Genomic DNA, 17,496 nt, shown 5'->3' on the forward strand with positions numbered 1-17,496 from the left:
ATTGCTCCCACCGGGGACGCTACTTACAGCGACTCCTCGACCACCCGTCGGGCCGTTCGCGAGTGACCGGTCGCGCCTTTTCCCGACCATTGGGAGGCGAGGGAACGTGCTGCAGGAGCAAGACGCCGGCGTGAATCAGGCAGGGATCGCGTGGATCAGTGCCGCCACCCGCGATCCACGCGACACGCGGTACACCTGGCTGACCAACCCCGGCGCCCGCCGCGCGGCGGACACCGGCCGGTTGTTCGACGCCGTCGTGATGCGGGCCGAACTGGGCGCCGCCGTACTCGACCTGCTCATCGCCGCCGCCGAACCCACCGGCGCGGTGATCGCCGAGGAGCACGCGGGCAAGTGGGCCTACCTGGTCGGCCCCGGCAGCGCCGAGGTGTGGCTCGCCGCGGTCGGCCCGTCCGACGGCACGCGCTACCACTACGTCGGCCACGGCGGCTGCCTCACCGTCCCCGGCCCGCGCCCCTACCCCGGCTCATCGATGACCTGGATCATCCCCCCGGGCCTGAACACCAACCTGACCTGCGTCACCACCTTGGCCGCCCGCTACCTCCACGCGGAATCGACCCACCGCGGGCTCCCGACCCACCCCTCCATCCGCTCCCGCCCCGAGCCCGGTCCCTGACGCCCGACGGGTCGAGGACACGCTCGGACGCACCGGCGACGCACGCACGGGTGAACGTTCGTGGCACGTCGCCGCTGCGGCGTGGCTCATCCGGATCCGAACCACGTGTGGGTTGGGCGGACGAAGCGTCGGTCCGTGGCGGGCAGGGCGGTTCGGGGGCCGGCGGCGGTCAGGATGGTGTCGAGGCAGCGGGTGGCGTCGGCGGCGTAGATGTTGCTGAACCAGGCCATGTTGGCCGCCGGCTCCAGCAGGGCCACGTCCAGTGAGGCGGCCACCGTGTCGGCGAATCGCGGTCCGCCGTAGTAGGCCGTGGATCCGCACAGGTCGGGACGCGGACCGGCGAGCACGGCGACCGACATCCCGCGCGCGACGGCGGCCCGGGCCAACAGGTCGGCGGTCGGGGTGGCTTGTCCGGACAGGGCCAGGGTCTCGATCACGGTGGCACGCTAGGGCGTGTAGCGCAGCGGGGCGACCGGGTTTCGGATAGGAATTGGGCAAGGGCTCGGTCAGGGGGACGGTGTGTGGGACGCGATCGTGGATGTGGCCAATGTGTGTCACTCCGAAGAGCTGTATCCGATCGGCGAGAAGGGCCCGTTTCTGGCTCGCCTGGACGCCGTCGTGCACGGCTGGCGGGCCCGGCACGGCGCCGACGTACGGATCGAACTCGTCGCGGACAAGGCGTTGTTGCACGCCCTGGACACGACCGACAAACGCGAGTTGCAGCGACGGGCGGCCCGCCGCGAGGTGACCCTGCGTCCGGTCGCGGACACGCTCGTCCTCGAACGCGCCGAGGCCGACCTGTTGCACGTGCTCAGCGGGGACCACTTCCTCGACTTCCGCCGTCGGCACCCGTGGATCGAGGCGCACCCCGAGCGTTTCCACCACTGGTACCAGGACGCGCACGGCGTGCACTTCGTGCCGCGCGGCATCGGCCCCGAGCACCACCAGCGGGTCTCCCGGGCCGAGGAGATCAAGGAGTTCCGGGACAAGCACCTCGACCCGGCCCGACACCCGGAGATCATGAACACCCGGTGGCGGTGCGTCGATTCGCTGTGTCTGTACGCGCGCATGTGGACGGGCCGGCTGCCGGTCTGGCCCCGCGTGGACGCGGGCGCGCGGGCGGTCTGCCCGGGGTGCGCGAGTCCGCTCCGGGCGCTGGGGCCGCGGCGGCCGACCCGGCAGGTCGGCCTGGCCGACCACGCCACCGGCGAGTCGATCGAGCGCCTGCCGCTCGAACTGGGCAGCAACCTCGTGCTCGGCCGGGGCCGGATCGTCAACGGCTACAACCTGGGCAGCCGGCAGGACCGGTTCGGCGAGGCGGTGCGGTACGTCAGCCGCCAGCACGTGCTGCTGCGCTTCGCGGCCGGCCGGGCCGGAGGGCACGTGCTCGCGGTCGACCTGGGTTCCTCCAACGGCACCGAGATCGAGCGCTGGAACGGCTCCGCGTACGAACCCGGGCGCGCGCTCGAGGTGGACGTGGAGGAGATCCTCACCCCGTGCGATCGCCTCGTACTCGGCGGCGGCGTGCGCGTGGAGGTCTCCGGGCGGCACTTCAACGCGGACGACCTCCCACGGATCACCGACGACAGCGGCGGGGAGGCGACGCGGGTACGGGGGGTGGAGGGGTGAGTGGTGGGGGTGTGGGCGGGTGGGGTGAATCGAGTCGGCGACAGTCGCGTCACGGGAAGGTCGGGGGTGGGTGGGCGAGGCGGGGTGGGCGGTAGCGTTCGAGGCGGGGGTAGGGGTCGGACGTAGGACGAGAGGGGCGGCGTGAGCAGCGTCGACACGGTGTCGTTGCAGGATCTGTGGGACCGGGTGGTCGGGACCCAACCGGATCCACCGAGTTGGCTCGCGCTCGTGACCGGGGCGGTCGCGGTCGTGGTGGTGCTGTATCGCCCGACCTGGCGGCCGTTGCGGTCGGTGGTGACGATCGCACACGAGGGCGGCCACGCGATGGTCGCGCTGCTCAGCGGGCGCCGATTGTCCGGTATCAGGTTGCACTCGGATACCTCGGGCGTGACCGTGTCCGTGGGCAAACCGACCGGCCTGGGGATGGTGCTCACCGCGATGGCCGGCTACATCACGCCGTCCATCCTGGGTGCGGGCGGCGCGGCGCTGCTCGCGGGCGCGCACATCACCATGGTGTTGTGGGTGGCGCTGGTGTTGCTCGCGCTGATGTTCATCGCGATACGCAACCTGTTCGGCGCGCTGGTACTGCTGGTGACCGGCGGGGTGATCTTCGCGATCTCGTGGCTGGCCAGTGCGCGGATCCAGGCGGCGTTCGCCTACCTGTTGGTGTGGTTCCTGCTCGTGTCCGGGGTACGGCCGGTCTTCGAACTCCAGCAGATGCGCGGTCGCGGTCGGGCGCCGTGGTCGGACGCGGATCAGCTCGCCGACCTGACCCGGATCCCCGGAGCGGTGTGGGTCGCCTTCTTCGGGCTGGTCTCGGCCGCGGCCCTGGGCATCGGCGCGGGCTCGCTGCTCACCTGACCCGATCGGCCGACGCCGGCCGGCTCCACCTCGCGGTGGGGTCGGCCGGCGTCGTCCCGGGTGCGGCAGGCGTCTGCCTAGAGCACGTCGGGCAGCTTCGCGAGCACGCCGTCGTAGATCCGCTTGAGCCCGGCCGGCGCGAAGGTCTTCTCGAAGAAGCCCCCGATGCCACCGGCTCCGTTCCACACCGTGACGATCTCGACCCGGCTGCCCGCACCGGCCGCCGACACGGTCCACGTGGTGACCATCGACGAGTTGGCGTCGGTCTCCACCAGCGTCAGGGCGGCCGGCTCGGTGACCGTCACCAGGCAGTCGCGCGAGCGCTTGCTCGTGGCCTGCAGTCGCCAGTGCGCCACCGTGCCGGCGCCCTTGCCGCCCTCGCGCAGGTCGTACTCCGAGAAGTGCTCGGTGAGCAGCTTGGGCCGCACGTCCGCGTAATCCGCGACGGCCGCGAAAACCGCCTCCGGTTCCGCCGCCACAGTCGTGTGTGCGGTTGCCCTGACCTGCGCCATGACCACTCCTTGCCCTCGGTTGCTGTCGGCCGGGTCAAGCAAACCACTTGGCCGCCCGGGCACCGAATCGCACTCCGGTTTACCGGCCGGTCGGCACCGGGTCTCAGGCGATCTCCACACCGAACGAGCCGGCCAGTCCGGCCAGGTCGAACTCGTAGCCCTGGCCCTCCGTACGGAACTTCCAGCCGGCGCCGTGCCGGTAGAACGTGCCGAGCAGCAACACCCGTTCGACCGTGGCGGCGTCGAGCACCGAGCGGACGAACGAGGTGGTCTGGAAGGGCGCCACGTCGATCTCGATCGGTCCGACCGCCGCGAATGTGCTCGTCCCGTCGACCGAGGCCGCGATCACGACGCGACGTACATCACGTGGCAGCGCATCCAGTTCGAGCGTGACGGTCTGCTCGGCGGGGCCGGACGCGTCCAGGGCGACCACGTCCAGCGGTGCGACCGGCTGGTTCCAGAACACGAAATCCGAATCGCCGCGTACTCGTTCGTGCTCGTCCAGCAGGAACGCCACGATGTCGATGTCCTCGTCGGGGCGGTCCCAGGCCCATGAGGCGTTCAGCGTCCACCGGCCGGGATTCGCGCCGCCGGGCAACCGGATCGTGCCGCCGCGCGGGAGGTTGCCCGCGCCCGCGCCTTCGCTCGCGGCGGTGGCGGTATCCGCGCCGGTCCGGTCGAGTGCGGGCGCCGGCGACTCGGCCAGCGACGCATGCCACTGCGCCTCGGTCAGGCATACCGCGCCGAACGCCTGCGCCCGGGCGATCCGGGGATCGGCCGCCGCGCCGGGCAGCACGACCACGGTGTCCACGGTCGAGGTCAGATTGATCCGCAGCCGGGCGCCCGATTCGAGTACGAGTTGGCGCACCCGGCCACCCTCGCCGTGCTCGTCCCGGCCCTGGAGGACCAACACCTGACGCACCGTCGGGCGGATGGGCGGGCGGACCGACTCGACGGCCGGCGCGGGTGCGCTCGGCGGGACCACGGCCTGGAACGGCGCGGCCTCGGCGACCGGCGCGACCTCGGCGACCGCACCGCCCCGGGAGGTCGGCTCGGACTCGGTACGCGGTGCCGGAAGCCGCACCGCCGCCCCGTCGACCGCCGTACCCGGTAGCACCCGCGCCAACAGCCGCACGTACGTTGCCTCGTCGATCACCGGCGTGCCCAGCCGAGCGGCCGCACGGTTCTTGCCGCTGCCGCTGCCCGGGTCGTTGGTCACCAGGACCGAGGTCTTGCCGCTGACCGAAGTCGCCACGTACAGACCGGCCTCGGTCGCCTGCCGCTCCATCTGCTCGCGCGCGTTGCCGGCGTCGCCGGTGAAGGCCACCCGCATGCCCTGGACCAGGCCGACCGCGAGGTCGAGCCGACCCGGATTCGTCCACGGGCAAGGCGCCTTCGCCACGGCGGCCCGCTCCGGGAGCCGCTTGCGCGCGGCGGCCGCGCGACGCAGCCCGGAGCCGCTGTCGGGCACGGTCAGCGGCAGCGGCAGGCCGGCCCCGGCCGCCTCGTGCAGGCCGTACCGGAAGATCTCACCGAGCACCCGCGCGTCGTCCACCGCGTCGTGCGCGCGCAGTTGCCGAACCCGATAGTGCGCCGCGAGGGTGGCCAACTTGTAGTCACCGATCGGCAGTTCCAGGTGTCGTGCCAAAGCCATCGTGCACAGCCGCCGCCGCATCGGCCACGGCGTGTCCAGGCGGCGGTACTCCGAGGCCAGCATCCCCCAGTCGAACGGCGCGTTGTGCGCGACCAGCACCCGCCCGTCGAGGTACTCGGCCAGGTCGTCCGCGATCCGGTCGAACGTCGGTGCGCCCGCGAGCCGTTCCGGGGTCAGTCCGTGGATGTGCACGGGTCCGGGATCGCGCCGCGGATCCACCAGCGTCGACCACCGATCGGTGACCGTACCGGCCCGATCGAGCAACTCCACGGCGACCGAAACGATCCGATCCGAACTCCGGAGCCCGGTGGTCTCAACGTCCACCACCGCGTAGTCGCTCGGGTAGTCGGCGGGCCAGTGGGCAAGCGGTGTGACTGTCACTCACGGACCGTACAACGCATCGTCGGGACGCAGTGGGCAAGGCCCGCAATTCGAGGATGCATCCGTTTTGCGAACCATGCTCATGGATCCGACATATGTCGCCGGGACCACCGCGGCCCCGCTATGCGTTCGGCTGGTACTTCTCCAGTTCCGGAATGACCTCTTTGCCGAGGATCTCGATCGTCCGCAGGATGTCCCGGTGCTCCAGGAAGCCCCACTGGACGTAGCAGATCAGCTCGTCCACGCCCAGGTCCGCGTAGCGCTTCATCTTGCGTACGCAGGTTTCCACGTCGCCGATCACGATCATGTCCGCCGCGTCGAAGGTCTCCACCGGGACGGTGCCCTCGAACATCGGTTTCAGCAGCGGGAAGGTCTTGTCCTGCTCCGCCGGGGAAAGGTGCGGCAGTTCCCATTCGAGGGTGAACATCGCGAGGTTCTTGTACCACCACGCGACCGAGTCCCAGACCCGCCGGTCGACCTGCTTGCGCCCGGTCGTGTGCACCAGGGTGTATGCCGCGACCTTGTTCGTGGTCACGTCGGTGAGCGGCGTCGGGGTCGCCGCCGCCGCGCGGTAGGCGGCGACCTGGGCGGCCATCGTCTCCAGCGGCTGCATGATCGAGAAGGACAACATGCCCAGCCCGTTGCGGCCGGCGACCTCCGCCGAACCCTGTGACGTGGCGGCCATCCAGCACGGCGGATGCGGGTCCTGGAACGGCTTGGGAGTGACCATCCGGCGCGGGAAGGAGAAGCGCTCCGACTCGTACTCGAAGTACTCCTCGCGCCACATGCCGGTGACGATCTCGATCGCCTCGCGCCAGTCGTCCCGCGAGCGGGCGATGTCCACGCCGAACGCGGTCTGCTCCATCGGGGTGGATCGACCGGTCCCCCACTCGACCCGGCCGCCGGAGAGGATGTCCACCGTCGCGACCTTCTCCGCGATCCGTTGCGGCGGGGTGAACCCGAACGGGGTCAGCGTCACGCCGAAGCCCATCCGGATCCGCTCGGTGATCCCGGCCAGGTGGCCGAGGAAGACCTCGGAGGCCGGCATGTGCGAGCGGCCCTCGCGGAAGTGGTGCTCCACCGCCCAGACGGTGTTGAAGCCCATCCGGTCGGCCAGCCGGATCTGCTCGACCGCCTCGCGATACGCACGCTGTTCCTCGCGCCGCTGGCCGTGGGGGTGTTCGCCGTGCCACGGGCGCGGCACGTCCACTTCGTAGAGCACGTCGAGCTTCATCGGGCACTCCTTTTCGGTATATTGAAAAATGTTTTCCAATCCCGTATTTCTGGTCCCGAGTGTGACCCGCCGAGGTACCGGCCACAAGGTGCCCGCCGGGTCGGAGAGTCGCCGTCATGGTTCGTCCCGCCCTCGCCGCCGGTCGTGCGGTCGAGATCCTGAACTTCTTCGCCGCACACCCGGGCTGCGCGTACACGCTCTCCGAGCTGCACGCCGCGCTCGGCATCAACCTCGCGTCCGCGCTGTCGGTGCTCCGGGCATTGGAGGACGCCGGCTACCTGGTGCGGCATCCGCGCCGCAAGACCTACGAGCTGGGGCCGGCCCTGGTCGCGCTCGGCGACGCGGCGCTGCGCGGCAATCCGGCGGTGGACTTGGCCCGGGCACAACTGCGCGAGCTGGCGAATGAGTTCGAGACCGAGCTGATCGCCAGCGTCGCGGTGGGCGACGAGATCGTCATCCTGGCCGTGGAGGGCCGGCCGCAGTTGGCCTCCGCCGACGTCCGGGTGGGTCAGCGGTTGCGCATGGTGCCGCCGCTCGGCCAGGTCTTCCACGCGTGGTCCACACCGGCGGAGGTCGACGCCTGGATGGACCGGCTGGACGAGCGGGTGCGCGGCACGGCCCGGATCCTGCTGCCGCCGACGCTGGCGGCCGTCCGCGAACGCGGGTACTCGATCACCTTGGACAGTCCGACCCGGACCCGAATCGGCGACACGCTGGAGCGGATGGCCGAACGCCCGCGCGAGGCGGCGCTGTTGCGCGACCGGTTGGCCGAGTTGGCCGCCGCGCTCGGGGAGGAGGAGTACGAGCTGATCGCGGTCGATCCGGACACCGTCTACGACATTTCGACCCTGGTCGCCCCGGTCTTCGACGCCGCCGGCCGGGTCGCGGTCGCACTCACCCTGAACGGCCTGGAGCGCGTGACCGGGCGCCGGGTGACGACACACGGCGAGCGGTTGGCCTCGGTCGCCCGCCTGGTGACCCGACGCTCGGGCGGCCGGGCGCCGGAGTAGGTCGGGGACGGAGCAGGTCGGGGACGGAGCAGGTCGGGGACAAAACGGCCGGGGCCGACGCCGCGGCATGGGTGCGGGAGTGTTTCGTGAGCGTGTCGGAGCGCTCACCGCGTGAGCACTCGCTCATCGTCGGGCAATCCGCACGTAACACGGGGCGGGTTCCTTAACCCGCGCGTAACACCGAGGTATACGACAGGAAACCCGGGCTGCCCACCCTGACCTAGCCAGTGCCGCACCAGACCCCATCAGGCCCACGAGGGAGCCGCATGACCGTCGCGACCGACGCCCTGAACGCCGGAGACACCGCGTGGCTGCTCGTGGCCACCGCGCTCGTGCTGCTGATGACCCCCGCCCTGGCGATCTTCTACGGCGGCATGGTTCGGGCCAAGAGCGTGCTCAACATGCTGATGATGAGCTTCGTGGCGATCGCGGTGGTGACCGTGGTCTGGATCGCCTTCGGCTACAGCCTGGCCTTCGGCGGCGACGTGGGCAGCGGGCTGCTCGGCGATCTCGGCGATGTGTTCATGGCCGGTACCAAGCCCACCGATCTGCACGGCACGGTGCCCGAGCTGCTGTTCATGGCGTTCCAGTTGACCTTCGCGATCCTGACCGTGGCGCTGATCTCCGGAGCGATCGCCGACCGCACCCGGTTCAAGGCGTGGGTGCTCTTCTGCGCGGTGTGGGTCGTCTGCGTGTACGCGCCGCTGGCGCACTGGGTGTGGGGGCCGGACGGCTGGATCGCGCACCGGCTCGGCGCGCTCGACTTCGCGGGCGGTCTGGTGGTCGAGATCAACTGCGGCGCGGCGGGCATGGCGGTGGCCCTGGTGCTCGGTCCGCGAATCGGCTTCAAGCGCGACCCGATGCGGCCGCACAACCTGCCGCTCGTGGTGCTCGGCGCGGGCCTGCTGTGGTTCGGCTGGTTCGGCTTCAACGGCGGCTCGGCACTGGGCGCGAACGGCCTGGCCGCCCAGGCGCTGGTGAATACGCAGGCGGCCGGGTGTACCGCGCTGATCGGCTGGCTGGCGGTGGAAAAGCGCCGGGACGGGCACGCCACCACGCTCGGCGCGGCCTCCGGTGCGGTCGCGGGCCTGGTCGCGATCACCCCGGCCTGCGGCGTGGTGGATCTGCCCGGCGCGCTGGTGATCGGCTTGGTCGCGGGTGTCCTGTGCAGCTTCGCGGTCGGCTGGAAGCACCGCTTCGGCTACGACGACTCGCTCGACGTGGTCGGCGTGCACTACGTCGGCGGGGTGGTCGGCACGCTGCTGATCGGCCTGTTCGCGGCGAAGGACGTCACCGGCGGTCCGGAAGGTCTGCTGCGCGGCGGCGGCGCCGCGCTGCTCGGCAAGCAGGTCGTGGCGATCGTGGTGGTGTCCGCGTTCTCCTTCGGCGTCACGTACACGATCGCGAAGCTGATCGACCGCGCCATCGGCTTCCGCGCCCACGCCGACCACGAGCAACTGGGTCTGGACCTTGCGGTACACGCGGAAACGGCCTACGACCTCACCGCCTTCGCCGGCACCAAGCGCACACCCGGCCCCGCTCCCCGCCCCGCCCCGAGGCCGGCGGACGACCTGGACCTGGGCTGACCATCCGCCGAGCGCTTCAGCGGGTGTCGCGGGTCAGGATTGTGGCGGTGGCCAGGACGGCGATCGCCGCGGCCGCCGGTAGGGCTGACCGGCGGGCGAGCTTTCGGGCGTTGTGGTGGTCGAAGACGCTGCCGCTGGACTGGATCGAGAACGCCGACCACACCGACTGGGCCGAGAACGCCGATGCCACGCCCAGGTAGGAGCCGATCGACGCGGCGGAGAGCGCCGAGCCGATCGACCCGAAGGACAGCGCGGAGCCGACCGAACCGATCGACAGTACCGAGCCCACCGATCCGATCGAGAGCACCGAACCCTCGGAGCCGATCGACAACACCGAGTTGTGCGAACGCCAGGACAGGATCGAACCGTGCGCGTCGACAGCCGTCTTCTTGGTCATGGGCCCAGTCTGCCCGACCCGCCCCGCCGCGGGCGCGGGCTCACATCCGGTCGACCGCGACCACCCGCAGCACCGCGCGTCCGGTCTCGTCCGACTCGGTCAGGTCCACCTCCGCGGTGATCCCCCAGTCGTGGTCCTGCGCCGGGTCGTCGAACACCTGGCGCACCCGCCACGCGGAGTCCTCCTTGGTGATCTGCATGAGCTTGGGGCCGCGCGCGTCGGGGCCGGTGCCGATCGAGTCGTGCTCGTCCCAGTAGTCCTCCAGCGCGTCCTGCCAGCGCTCCGCGTCCCAGTTGCCGTCGCCCTCCTGCTCGGACAACTCGCCGAGCTGGAAGTAGCGCCGCAGCGCCGCGAGTTCGACCCGCCGGAAGAGCGCGTTGCGCACCAGCACCCGAAACGCCCGCTCGTTCGCGGTGACCGGCGTGGTGCGGCCCTCGATGTCGTCGAGCTCCTCCTGCGTCGCGTCCGGGTTGGCCAGCTTCTCCCACTCGTCGAGCAGGCTGGAGTCGACCTGGCGGACCAACTCGCCCAGCCACGCGATCAGATCGTGCAGGTCCTCGTTCTTCGCGTCGTCCGGCACGGTCTGGTTGAGCGCCTTGTACGCGCTCGCCAGATAGCGCAGCACGATGCCCTCGGTGCGCGCGAGTTCGTACCAGCCGACGTAGTCGCCGAAGGCCATCGCCCGCTCGTACATGTCCCGCACGATCGACTTGGGCGACAGCGGGTGGTCACCGACCCACGGGTGGCTGCGCATGTAGATCGCGTAGGCGTGTTCGAGCAACTCCTCCAGCGGGCGCGGGTATTGGATGTCGGCGAGCCGTTCCATCCGCTCCTCGTACTCGATCCCGTCGGCCTTCATCTGCCCGACCGCCTCGCCCTTGGCCTTGTTCAGCTGCGCGGCGAGGATCTGGCGCGGATCGTCGAGCGTGGCCTCGACCACCGAGAGCACGTCCAACGCGTAGGTCGGCGCCTCCGGGTCGAGCAGGTCGAACGCGGCCAGCGCGAACGTGGACAGCGGCTGGTTGAGCGCGAAGTCGGCTTGGAGGTCCACGGTGAGTCGGACGATGCGGCCCTCCTCGTCCGACTCGGCGAGCTTCTCCACCACGCCGCCGTCCAGGAGCGAGCGGTAGATCGCGATCGCCTGCCGGATGTGCCGCAGCTGCTGGGCGCGCGGCTCGTCGTTGTCGGTGAGCAGGTGCCGCATCGCCTCGAACGCGTTGCCGGGCCGGTTGATCACCGCGAGCAGCATCGCGTGGGTGACCCGGAAGCGGGACGCCAGCGGCTCCGGCTCGGCCTCCTGGAGCCGGGTGTAGGTCTCGTCGTTCCAGCCGACGAAGCCCTCCGGTGCCTTCTTGCGGACCACCTTGCGGCGCTTCTTCGGGTCGTCGCCGGCCTTGGCCAGCGCCTTGATGTTCTCGATCTCGTACTCGGGGGCCTGCGCGACCACGTTGCCCACGGTGTCGAAGCCGGCCCGCCCGGCCCGCCCGGCGATCTGGTGGAACTCGCGCGCCCGCAGCCGGCGCACCCGCTGGCCGTCGTACTTGGACAGCGCGGTGAACAACACCGTGCGGATGGGCACATTGACCCCGACGCCGAGCGTGTCGGTACCGCAGATCACCTTGAGCAGACCGGCCTGGGCCAGCCGCTCCACCAGCCGGCGGTACTTGGGCAGCATGCCCGCGTGGTGCACGCCGATCCCGTGCCGCACCCAGCGCGAGAGCTGCCGGCCGAACTTGGTGGTGAACCGGAACCCGCCGATCACCGACGCGATCTGATCCTTCTCCTCGCGCGTGCACATGTTGATGCTCATCAGCGACTGGGCCCGCTCGACCGCCGACGCCTGGGTGAAGTGCACGATGTAGATCGGCGCCTCACGCGTGGTCAGCAGCTCCTCGATGGTCTCGTGCAGCGGGGTGACCCGGTAGGAGAAGTACAGCGGCACCGGACGCGTGGCCGACTTGACGATCGCGGTGGACCGGCCGGTGCGCCGCTTCAGGTCGCTCTGGAAGCGGTCCATGTCCCCGAGCGTCGCGGACATCAGCAGGAACTGCGCCTTCGGCAGCTCGATCAGCGGGATCTGCCAGGCCCAGCCCCGGTCCGGGTCGCCGTAGTAGTGGAACTCGTCCATCACCACGAAGCCGACGTCCGCGTCCGCGCCGTCACGCAGCGCGATGTTGGCCAGCACCTCCGCGGTACAGCAGATGATCGGCGCGGTCGCGTTGACCGAGGCGTCGCCGGTCATCATGCCGACGTTCTCGGTGCCGAACTGGGCGACGAGGTCGAAGAACTTCTCCGAGACCAGCGCCTTGATCGGCGCGGTGTAGAAGCTGCGCTCCTTGCGCGCCATCGCGGCGAAGTGCCCGCCGGCGGCGACCAGGCTCTTCCCCGAGCCGGTCGGCGTATTCAGGATGACGTTGTTGCCCGAGACCAGCTCGATCAGCGCCTCTTCCTGCGCGGGGTACAGGGTGAGGCCGCGCTCCTCCGCGTACGACGCGAAGGCTTCGTACAGGGCGTCGGGGTCGGCCTCGGCGGGGAGCAGATCGATGAGAGTCACCCGTCTATCCTGCCTGCTCGCGAGCGCCCGCCCGGACGCAACCCGGATTCCGCCGCTACGCGCACGTCCGGTACGCCCGGGCGGGAGCACTTCCGGTGACGCGTGTCACATCCGTAGAGTCACCGTGATCATTTGTCACCGGGAACAGGGGTACGCGTGAGGCCGGTACGACGGGCGGGTCGGCTGAGCCTCGTGGTTCTCGCGGGTCTGGCGGTGAGCGGGACCCTCCTCGCGTGCACGGCGAGCACCTCGCGGCCCACGTTGACCGCGGTCGCGCCGCCGCACAACCCGGAAGCGGACCCCGACGGAATCAGCTGGACGGTCCGCCTGGGAGGCCGGATCCACCCGCAGCGCACATACCGCCTGGTCGTCTCGACCGACCCCCAGGCGGTCGACACGGTGACCGACGGCGGCGTGGACCCGAACGTATGGGACAGCGGCGTGGTGCACTCCACCGAGCACACCGCCCTCCGCCCCTCCGGCCTTCGCGTCGAACAGGGCGTGACCTACTACTGGAGCGTCCGGGTCCAAGACGCCCAGGGCCACGACTCACCCTGGAGCGCCAGAGACCAGTGGACGGTCGCTCGGCCCTGAACCCGGGAACCGCGATACCCAGGCGCCCGGCGTCCGAGCACAAACCCGGCCAATCCAGCCCGTCGGGGGTTCGCGGACAAGCGGGCCGCAGGCCCCGCCGCCGCCCGCAGGGCCTAGCAGACCACCTCGGCCACCCGCAGCTGCGCCACCTGCTCCGGATCGAGGCCGAGTTCGGCGAGGATCGCGTCCGTGTCGGCCCCGAGTGTGGGAGCCGGCGCGCCCAGCCGCCCGGGCGTACCGCCGAACAGCGTCGGGTGCCGCGGCTGCCGCAGCCGCCCGGCGGTCGGGTGGACGTCGTCCTCCAGCACGCCGACGGCGGCGATGTGCGGGTCGCCGGCGAGGTCGCCGGGACCCAGCACGACACCGCACGGCACGTTCTCCGCCTCCAGGCGAGCGATGCCCTCGGCGACGGTGAGTCTGGTCGCGGCCTCGTGGCAGCGGGTCACCAGCGCGTGGCCGACCTCACGGTTGCGCCGCCGCTCGGCGATCGTGGCCACCCGCGGGTCGTCGTACCCGTCGACGCCGAACGCACGGCACATGCCCGCGAAGTCCGCGTCCGAGGTGGGTGTGGCGATACCCCAGCCGTCCAGGAACGCGTACGGGCGCACGTCCGCGACGAAGCTGCCGGGTTGGCTGCCGTCGCCGTCGCGCAGCACGTCGTTGCCGGCCGAGTCGACCCACATGAACGAGATCACCGCGTCCAGCATGGACAATTCGAGGTGTTGGCCGCCGCGCCCGCGTTCGCGTGCGTACAGGGCCGCGGTGATCGCCTGCGCGGCGGTGAGCGCGGTGACCTTGTCGGCGAGGGCCTGGTTCGAGAACCTCGGGCGGCCGGTCTCCGGGTCCTTCTGGTTCTCGGCGATCCCGCCGTACGCCTGGATCACCGTGTCGTAGGCGCCCTTTCCGGCGTACGGCCCGTGCGCGCCGAAGCCGGAGATCGAGCAGTAGACGAGGTCGTCCCGACGCACGTCGGCGTAGCCCAGGCCGAGCCGTTCGGCCACGCCGGGCCGCCAGTTCTGCACCACCACGTCGGCCCGCGCGATCAGCTCGCGCACCAGGTCGCGGCCCCGGTCGGTACGCAGGTCCACCCCGACGCAGCGCTTGCCGCGGTTGCACATCTGGTACAGCGCGCTGATGCCTCCGGTCGCGGTGCCGATCCAGCGGGAGATGTCGCCGATCCCGGGGCGTTCGACCTTGATCACGTCGGCGCCCTGATCGGCGAGCAGGGTCACCGCGTACGGACCGGTCGCGGCCGTGGACAGGTCCACGACGCGCAGGCCGGCAAGGGGTCCGTCGATAGGAACACGTTCCATGCTGCCGCTCCCCCTCCGGTGTCGCTCGCGCGACGGCATTCGATGGCTCGGATGCCCGGATGACGAAAACAGGTTCTCTGTCACAGGTCAAGGCTCTGGTCTGTTGGCGAGGGCCGGCGGAGAATCCGGCAGTGCTCGGGATTCGACGCTGATCGACGGAGGATTCGTGACCAACCCGATCGGGCCGCTCACCGCGGCCGACGAAGGCTTTCATCACCAGGTCGCCGAGACGTTCGCGACGGTGGCCACCACCGACCCGTCGTGGACCGAGAAGGTCTGCGCGATGGCCGCGGCCCGGGACGGCAGCCTGCAACTGGGCTTCGGGCTGGGCAAGTACACGAACCGCAACGTGATGGACGGCTACGCGGGTCTCTCGCGCGGCGTCGAACAACTCACGGTGCGCGCCTCGCGCCGGCTGTCGCCCGAACCGCACACCACGACGGTGGGGCCGATCCGCTACGAGGTGGTCGAGCCACTCAAGGTGGTGCGCTTCGTGCTGGAGGCGAACGAGGCTCAGCCGATCGCCTTCGACTGGACATTCGAGGCGGTCGTCCCGGCGGTCTGTGAGGACCGCACGCACAACCGGCGCGCCTATCGCACCACTGCCGACCTGGTGCGCTATCACCAGACCGGGGTGGCGTCCGGCTGGGTCGAAGTGGACGGCGAGCGCACCGAGATCACCCCCGACACGTGGGTGTCCACCCGCGACCACTCGTGGGGCACCCGCTACGACGTGGGTGCGCCGGCGGCCGACCTGGAGCCGGCCGGGATGCCCGCGTCGATGTCGTTCCGGATGATCTGGGCGCCCATCCTGATGGAGCGTGGGGACGGCAGCCGATACGCGCTGTTCCTGCACTACCAGATCACCGGTGGACCCGGCTTCGCGCAGAAGCGGGTGATGGGCGGGGTCGAGCATCCCGACGGACGAGTCGAGGAATGGGCCGATCTGGTACCGGACTTGAGCTACGACCCGGTCAATCGACGGCTGCGCGGTGGGAAGTTGCACGCGACCATGGCGGACGGTTCGGCCCGGCCGCTGCAACTGGAGGTGGTCTCGGCGACCGGCTTCCACCTCGGCGCGGGCCTGTACTTCGGCCTGGACGGCCGACACCACGGCGAGTGGCGCGGCGACCTGCACGTGGAGGGCGAGCGGATCGCGGACTGCTCGACCCCCGAACAGGCCCGCCGGCTGCACCAGATCCGGGACACGGTGGTCCGGGTGACCGACCCGGTCGGCGGCGGGGTCGGTTGGGGCAACTGCCAGCCGATCGTGACGGGCGCGGACCCGGCGCTGGGGCTCACGGCGGAGTCCTCGTTCATGTAGGGCCGGTGCGGCGGCCCTTGGCCGGTGTCGGGTGGTGCGGTGTCGGGTGGTGCGGTGTCGGGTGGTGGGGCTTCTTTCTCGGTCGGTACTCCGCTGAACACGCAGCGCGAGCCATACGATGCTGTCGACCTTGATCAGGGGAAGGGACGTCAGCCATGCGCAGGATCCTCATCGTCGGTGCCGGCCAATCCGGGCTCCAACTCGGCCTGGGGTTGCTGGCCCACGGCTACGACGTGACCGTGATGACCGAGCGGACGCCCGACGAGATCCGCGCCGGGCGGGTGACCTCGACGCAGATCATGATGCCGTCGACGATCGCGCTGGAGCAGCCGCACGGCCTGGATCTGTGGTCCGGGCGGGTACCGCCGATTCCCCGGGCCGGGTTCACCATCCCCGGCCCGGACGGCACTCCGGTGGTGAACTGGCTGGGTGATCTGGGCGGCGCGCAGTCGGTCGACCAGCGGATGAAGATGCCCGCGTGGATGGACCTGTTCCTGGCGCGCGGCGGCAACCTGGTGGTCCACCCGGTCGCGGTCTCCGACATCGACTGGTACACCCGCAACTACGACCTGGTCGTGGTGGCCGCCGGCAAGGGCGAGCTGGTGTCGATGTTCGATCGGGACCACGACCGGTCCGTATTCACCACCCCGCAGCGGCAGTTGGCCGTCGCGTACTTCCACGGCGCGACGCCGCGCCCCGAGGTCGGGTACGACGCGCTGCACGTCAACGCGATTCCCGGGATCGGCGAGATCATCATGTTCCCGGGCCTGACGCTGTCCGGCCCGTGCGACATCATCCTGCTCGAAGCCGTGCCGGGCGGCCCGCTCGACGTGTTCCGCGACGTGCGCGACCCGGACACCCACTGGGCGGTGATGCAGGGTTTGGTCCGGCAGTTCGCGCCGTGGGACTACGACCGGATCAGCCGCGCCGAACTCACCGACCCGATGTGCGTACTCAGCGGCGGCTTCTCCCCCATCGTGCGCAAGCCGATCGCCGAACTCCCGTCGGGCGGCGTCGCGTTGGGCATCGGCGACGTCCTGGTCACCAACGACCCGATCAGCGGGCAGGGTTCCAACAACGCCGCACGGGCCGCCGACCTGTACCTGAACGAGATCGTCGCGCACGGCGATCGCCCGTTCGACGCCGCCTGGATGCAATCGGTCTTCGACGCGTTCTGGTCCCGCGCCCGACACGGCGTCAAGTTCTCCACATCGCTCCTGGGCGTCCCCCCGGAGCACGTCCAGATGTTGATGGGCGCGGGCAACACCTGCCCCGCCGTCTGCGACGCGATCATGAGCGCCTTCGACAACCCGGTGGAATTCGAGGAGTTCATGTACGACCCGGAGAAGACAATGGCGTTCCTGACGAAGGTGGGAGCGCTGTAGGTAGCGGGTGCACCGGGAGAGGCGGGTCGTGGGGCGGGGCGGCGGGGGTTGTGGGCGGGGAGGCGGCGGGGAGGCGGCGGGGAGGCGGCGGCGGGGTCGGGGGCCGGGGAGGCGACGCACCGGTGTCGGGGGCACGGCGAAGCAACGCACCGGCGTCGCGGGCACAGGGAGGCGACGCGCCGGCGTCGCGAGCACAGCGAAGCTGCTTGTTGGGCGACTTCGTCGCCGGCTCGCGAGGCACCNCTTTTTTGCNCCCCCGCTTCGCTCCTCCGCAAAAAAGCGGCCCCTCGCTCGGGACTTCGTGTCCCTCCGCTTCGCTCCGGGCCACGAAGTCCACGTTTTGCGGCTCCGCCGCTCTCCGCGCTTCGCGCGTCGATCACTGGGGGCGGCCTGTGTCGGGGGCGCTGACGCGCCGGCGGGGTGGGCGG

15 protein-coding genes are annotated in these 17,496 nt (G+C 70.8%); 8 read left to right on the forward strand and 7 right to left on the reverse strand.

Annotated features, from left to right (window positions below):
* Window positions 1–130: 130 nt before the first annotated feature.
* Window positions 131–634: a hypothetical protein gene (locus A3IC_RS0117185; RefSeq protein WP_158695981.1), complete on the forward strand. Its 504-nt coding sequence runs from the start codon at window positions 131–133 to the stop codon at window positions 632–634.
* 86 nt (window positions 635–720) lie between these two features.
* Here A3IC_RS0117185 and A3IC_RS71095 read toward each other — a convergent pair whose 3' ends face one another.
* Entirely contained in the window at window positions 721–1,071 is a 351-nt protein-coding gene (locus A3IC_RS71095) for a hypothetical protein (protein WP_020551288.1), read from the reverse strand.
* An 82-nt stretch (window positions 1,072–1,153) separates the two neighbouring features.
* Between A3IC_RS71095 and A3IC_RS0117195 the strand changes: the two genes are divergently transcribed.
* Both A3IC_RS0117195 and A3IC_RS0117200 read left to right on the forward strand, forming a co-directional pair.
* Window positions 1,154–2,263, forward strand: coding sequence for an FHA domain-containing protein (locus A3IC_RS0117195; protein ID WP_020551289.1), 1,110 nt, complete (start codon window positions 1,154–1,156; stop codon window positions 2,261–2,263).
* A 141-nt stretch (window positions 2,264–2,404) separates the two neighbouring features.
* Entirely contained in the window at window positions 2,405–3,124 is a 720-nt protein-coding gene (locus tag A3IC_RS0117200) for a M50 family metallopeptidase (RefSeq protein WP_020551290.1), read from the forward strand.
* A gap of 77 nt (window positions 3,125–3,201) precedes the next feature.
* On the opposite strand, the gene A3IC_RS0117205 is transcribed toward A3IC_RS0117200, so the two are convergent.
* The 3 genes from A3IC_RS0117205 to A3IC_RS0117215 form a co-directional block, all read right to left on the reverse strand.
* Complete coding sequence (locus tag A3IC_RS0117205; RefSeq protein ID WP_026218370.1) at window positions 3,202–3,636, reverse strand: SRPBCC family protein; 435 nt, start codon at window positions 3,634–3,636, stop codon at window positions 3,202–3,204.
* Between the two features lie 103 nt (window positions 3,637–3,739).
* Window positions 3,740–5,671, reverse strand: coding sequence for a TerD family protein (locus A3IC_RS0117210; protein WP_020551292.1), 1,932 nt, complete (start codon window positions 5,669–5,671; stop codon window positions 3,740–3,742).
* Between the two features lie 121 nt (window positions 5,672–5,792).
* Window positions 5,793–6,905 (reverse strand): LLM class flavin-dependent oxidoreductase, encoded by a 1,113-nt coding sequence (locus tag A3IC_RS0117215; protein ID WP_020551293.1) that lies wholly within the window; start codon window positions 6,903–6,905, stop codon window positions 5,793–5,795.
* Window positions 6,906–7,021: 116 nt separating this feature from the next.
* Between A3IC_RS0117215 and A3IC_RS0117220 the strand changes: the two genes are divergently transcribed.
* The gene (locus A3IC_RS0117220; RefSeq protein WP_020551294.1) at window positions 7,022–7,915 is read left to right on the forward strand and encodes an IclR family transcriptional regulator; all 894 of its coding nucleotides are present in this window, start codon (window positions 7,022–7,024) and stop codon (window positions 7,913–7,915) included.
* Window positions 7,916–8,181: 266 nt separating this feature from the next.
* A complete protein-coding gene (locus A3IC_RS54945; RefSeq protein ID WP_020551295.1) occupies window positions 8,182–9,501 on the forward strand; it encodes an ammonium transporter in 1,320 nt (439 codons plus the stop codon).
* 16 nt (window positions 9,502–9,517) lie between these two features.
* Here the strand turns inward: A3IC_RS54945 and A3IC_RS0117230 are convergent, their stop codons facing one another.
* Both A3IC_RS0117230 and A3IC_RS0117235 read right to left on the reverse strand, forming a co-directional pair.
* Window positions 9,518–9,898: a hypothetical protein gene (locus tag A3IC_RS0117230; protein WP_020551296.1), complete on the reverse strand. Its 381-nt coding sequence runs from the start codon at window positions 9,896–9,898 to the stop codon at window positions 9,518–9,520.
* A 40-nt stretch (window positions 9,899–9,938) separates the two neighbouring features.
* Window positions 9,939–12,452 carry a DEAD/DEAH box helicase gene (locus A3IC_RS0117235; RefSeq protein WP_020551297.1) on the reverse strand — a complete coding sequence of 838 codons (2,514 nt, stop codon included), beginning with the start codon at window positions 12,450–12,452 and terminating at the stop codon, window positions 9,939–9,941.
* A gap of 156 nt (window positions 12,453–12,608) precedes the next feature.
* On the opposite strand from A3IC_RS0117235, the gene A3IC_RS0117240 reads away from it, so the two are divergent.
* Window positions 12,609–13,046, forward strand: coding sequence for a glycoside hydrolase family 78 protein (locus tag A3IC_RS0117240; protein ID WP_158695982.1), 438 nt, complete (start codon window positions 12,609–12,611; stop codon window positions 13,044–13,046).
* A 113-nt stretch (window positions 13,047–13,159) separates the two neighbouring features.
* On the opposite strand, the gene A3IC_RS0117245 is transcribed toward A3IC_RS0117240, so the two are convergent.
* Window positions 13,160–14,359, reverse strand: a complete 1,200-nt coding sequence (locus A3IC_RS0117245) for a CaiB/BaiF CoA transferase family protein (protein ID WP_040876744.1) — start codon at window positions 14,357–14,359, stop codon at window positions 13,160–13,162.
* Between the two features lie 166 nt (window positions 14,360–14,525).
* Here A3IC_RS0117245 and A3IC_RS0117250 point away from each other — a divergent pair, with 166 nt between their 5' ends.
* The gene (locus A3IC_RS0117250; protein WP_020551300.1) at window positions 14,526–15,683 is read left to right on the forward strand and encodes an Rv3169 family protein; all 1,158 of its coding nucleotides are present in this window, start codon (window positions 14,526–14,528) and stop codon (window positions 15,681–15,683) included.
* Window positions 15,684–15,838: 155 nt separating this feature from the next.
* A complete protein-coding gene (locus A3IC_RS0117255) occupies window positions 15,839–17,068 on the forward strand; it encodes a styrene monooxygenase/indole monooxygenase family protein (protein ID WP_020551301.1) in 1,230 nt (409 codons plus the stop codon).
* The last annotated feature ends 428 nt before the right edge of the window (window positions 17,069–17,496 follow it).

The sequence above is a fragment of the Embleya scabrispora DSM 41855 genome, assembly GCF_000372745.1.
Taxonomy (GTDB): Bacteria; Actinomycetota; Actinomycetes; order Streptomycetales; family Streptomycetaceae; genus Embleya; species Embleya scabrispora.

Coding starts and splice junctions, on each gene's coding strand:
- A3IC_RS0117205 (WP_026218370.1), bottom strand. CDS start 3,636: ATGGCGCAGGTCAGGGCAACCGCACACACGACTGTGGCGGCGGAACCG.
- A3IC_RS0117215 (WP_020551293.1), bottom strand. CDS start 6,905: ATGAAGCTCGACGTGCTCTACGAAGTGGACGTGCCGCGCCCGTGGCAC.
- A3IC_RS0117220 (WP_020551294.1), top strand. CDS start 7,022: ATGGTTCGTCCCGCCCTCGCCGCCGGTCGTGCGGTCGAGATCCTGAAC.
- A3IC_RS54945 (WP_020551295.1), top strand. CDS start 8,182: ATGACCGTCGCGACCGACGCCCTGAACGCCGGAGACACCGCGTGGCTG.
- A3IC_RS0117230 (WP_020551296.1), bottom strand. CDS start 9,898: ATGACCAAGAAGACGGCTGTCGACGCGCACGGTTCGATCCTGTCCTGG.
- A3IC_RS0117245 (WP_040876744.1), bottom strand. CDS start 14,359: ATGGAACGTGTTCCTATCGACGGACCCCTTGCCGGCCTGCGCGTCGTG.
- A3IC_RS0117255 (WP_020551301.1), top strand. CDS start 15,839: ATGCGCAGGATCCTCATCGTCGGTGCCGGCCAATCCGGGCTCCAACTC.